3 protein-coding genes are annotated in these 3,142 nt (G+C 67.1%); 2 read left to right on the plus strand and 1 reads right to left on the minus strand.

The annotated features are described in order from the left end of the window. Nucleotides 1–1,601, plus strand: a 1,601-nt coding sequence (locus U9980_RS24890; RefSeq protein WP_322770149.1) for a LamG-like jellyroll fold domain-containing protein, incomplete at its 5' end; no start/stop codon positions are given. Nucleotides 1,602–1,604: 3 nt separating this feature from the next. Here the strand turns inward: U9980_RS24890 and U9980_RS24895 are convergent. Continuing rightward, nucleotides 1,605–2,468 (minus strand): class I SAM-dependent methyltransferase, encoded by an 864-nt coding sequence (locus U9980_RS24895; RefSeq protein WP_322770150.1) that lies wholly within the window; start codon nt 2,466–2,468, stop codon nt 1,605–1,607. 135 nt (nt 2,469–2,603) lie between these two features. Between U9980_RS24895 and U9980_RS24900 the strand changes: the two genes are divergently transcribed. After that, the coding region (locus U9980_RS24900) for a TerD family protein (RefSeq protein WP_322770151.1) at nt 2,604–3,142 on the plus strand (539 nt) is incomplete at its 3' end.

The following is a 3,142-nucleotide window of genomic DNA, read 5'->3' on the forward strand; positions in this document are numbered from 1 at the left end:
TTGGAAACAATGCTGTCGACGAGGTCGGCTCGTACTTCGGAATGCGTTCGATATCCCTGGGTGGCGGTCGTGACGGCAGGACCCGGATGCTGCTGAACGGTAGGTTCGTGATGCAGGTCGGCACTCTCGACCAGGGATTCTGGCCGGATGGCCTTTATACTGCTCCCACCGACGAGGCGCTGCGCTCCGACCTCGAGGCGCACAAGCAGCTCGGCTTCAACATGGTCCGCAAGCATGCCAAGGTTGAATCCGACCGTTGGTACTACTGGGCCGACAAACTCGGTCTGCTGGTCTGGCAGGACATGCCCGCGATGTTCGGCGGACACGCCCCGCCCGATGGCGCCAGATATCAGTTCGAGTCCGAACTGCGTGCGCTGGTCGACGCCCACCGCGGGCATCCGTCGATCGTCATGTGGGTGCCGTTCAACGAGGGCTGGGGTGAGTACGAACCGAAACGCGTCGCCGACCTGGTCAGGTCCTGGGACTCCAGCCGGCTGGTCGACGCGGACAGCGGCGTGAACTGCTGCGCGTCCATCCCGGACAGTGGCGAAGGTGACGTATACGACAACCACACCTACGTCGGCCCGGGCGGGCCTGTCCAGCAGGGAAACAGGGCGAGCGTGGACGGCGAGTTCGGTGGGCTCGGGCTGAAGGTCGACGGCCATCTGTACGACCCGGCAAAGGCCTTTGCCAATGAACTCGAGCCCGATGCGGCCGCTGTGACCCGACGTTACGTGGAGCTGTCCGACAGACTTCTGGCGATGGAGAAACGGTGTGGCCTGTCCGGCTCTGTGTATACGCAGATCAGTGATGTGGAGAACGAAATCAACGGGCTTTACACCTATGACCGCGCGGTGCTCAAAGCCGATGCGGCATCGGTACGCAAGGCCAACCGGTCACTGATCGACGCGTCGGTTTCGGTGGAGGACGATCTGATCAGCTATCCGCCGGGCACGGCCGGGCTCGACGGTGTGAGCTTCTACCGGTTCGACGAGGGCAACGGCACGGTTACCAGGGACGCGCTGGGTGGCCATGAGGCGACCCTGGTAGGCGGTCCGGCGTGGACGGGTGGGCATGCCGGGTCGGCGCCGGCATTCAACGGTTCGAACCAGTTCGTCGACACCGGTACCTCGATCGTCGATACGACCGGCAACTACAGTGTGTCCGCCTGGGTGAAGATTGACCGGCTCGGCTCGTTCGCTACGGCGGTCAGCCAGGATGGTGACCCGAACAGCGCGTTCTATCTGCAGTATTCCGCGGTCGACAACCGGTTCGCCTTCAGCGACGCGGGCGTCCGAGCTCTCGGCCCCACGCCCGTGGTCGGCCAGTGGTACCACCTCACGGGCGTGCGGGACGCGGCGGGCGGAACCATGACGCTCTACGTCGACGGAGCGAAGGCGGGGGTCGCCTCGGTGTGCCTGGGGGAGAAAGCCGCCGGTCACACGGTCATCGGCAGGGCAACCTACAACGGCCGACCGGTCGACTTCTGGCCGGGAACCGTCGATGAGGTGCACATCTTCGACCGTGCCCTTTCCGCGGCCGAGGTCGGGCAACTGTACAGCGCAGGCAGCGCAGCGCCGTCTCAAGCAGTCCAGCGCTGATCGTCAACGCTTACGGAAGACCATCGCCAGGTTCCAGGTGAGAACTTCCCGTACGCCGGGAATCCGAAGGATCGGCTTTGCCCAGGTCGGCAGGTATCGCGGCATGGCCTCGATGACCTGGACGTCGGACCGGCCGTTCGCCCAGGCCAGGGCGTCCGCGACCGATACCGGGAACAGGCTGGTGCCGTAGCGGTTCTTGGGTGCGACACCGGTGCGGCGCTCGTACCGCAGCGCCGCCCGGTGGCCACCCAGGTAGTGCCATGGTGAGGTCTCGTGTCCGCCCCACGGCGACAGCCAGTTGGTGAAGCTCAGGAAGATCACGCCGCCGGGACGGGTCACCCGCACCATTTCCGCACACATCCGCCATGGGTCGGGGACGTGTTCAAGGACGTTCGAGGAATAGCAGATGTCCACCGAGGCGGTGGCGAACGGCATGTCCAGCGCGCTGCCCAGTACCCGCCCCGGCTCGACGATGCCCCCGGCGCTCAGCTCTGAAATATCCGGTTCAACCCAGAAGTACCGGGCGCCCGCCCGCTGGAAGGCGGCGCGGAAATAGCCGGGGCCGCCGCCGACGTCCAGTACCACCGAGCCGGCCAGCGACGTGAACCGGCTGAGCTGGTGCACCGAGTCCGCGGCGAGCAGCGAGTAGAAGCCCGCGGGGTCGACCTGCTCGCGGCGGCAGGCCTGGAACAGTTTGATCGATCGGCCGATCGAGGTGCCGGCCACCGGCGCGGGTGGGGCAGCTGGCAGCTGCGGTACGGGCGGTACCCGCACCGGGCGCGAGGCTTGCGACGGTGTCCCGTCGAGTGCGGTGGGAGTATCGGGGGAGGAGGAAGATCCCCGTGAGGGGGACACCGTCTCGGCCATGCCGGGCACAATAACATCCGATGGCGTGGCCAGAACGTAACTTTACGTCCCGGGCTCGACCCGTACACCCGAGACCTGACGGCGCCACGCACAGGTGACACACAACGATGCCCGACGACACGCCCCGGAGTCATGATGATCGAGCTGGTCGCCGGTGCCAACCGGTCGTTGCCTGGTGGTGTCCTGTCGGTACGGGTGCCCGGCCCCTTCGACCTTTCGGTCCTCATCACGGGTGCCGATGGGAAAGTCACAACCGACCAGGACTTCGTCTTCTACAACCAGCCGTCCGCGCCCGGTGCACGGTGCAACGGTGACACCGTGGACATCGACCCGGGCCGGCTGCGGCAGGGGGCGAGCCGGGTGGTCGTTGTCGTCAGCCCCGCCGACACCGCGCTGGCGCTCGGGCAGCTGCCACCACCGGTGCTGGACATCCGTGGCCGCGACGGGGCTCCGCTCGTGCGCTTCACCCCGCCTGCGCCACGCACCGAGACCGTGCTCCTACTTGCCGAGATCTACCGGCGTGGCAGCGAGTGGAAGGTCCGCGCGCTTGGGCAGGGCTATGCCGACGGCCTGGCCGGGCTCGCTCGCGACTTCGGTGTGGACGTGGCTGACGACGGCGCAGCGCCGATGCCGGTGCCGGGTCAGCGCCTCGGGGGACCGGCGGGACCGGCGGG

The sequence above is a fragment of the Protofrankia sp. Cr1 genome (assembly GCF_963555865.1).
Lineage (GTDB): Bacteria > Actinomycetota > Actinomycetes > Frankiales > Frankiaceae > Protofrankia.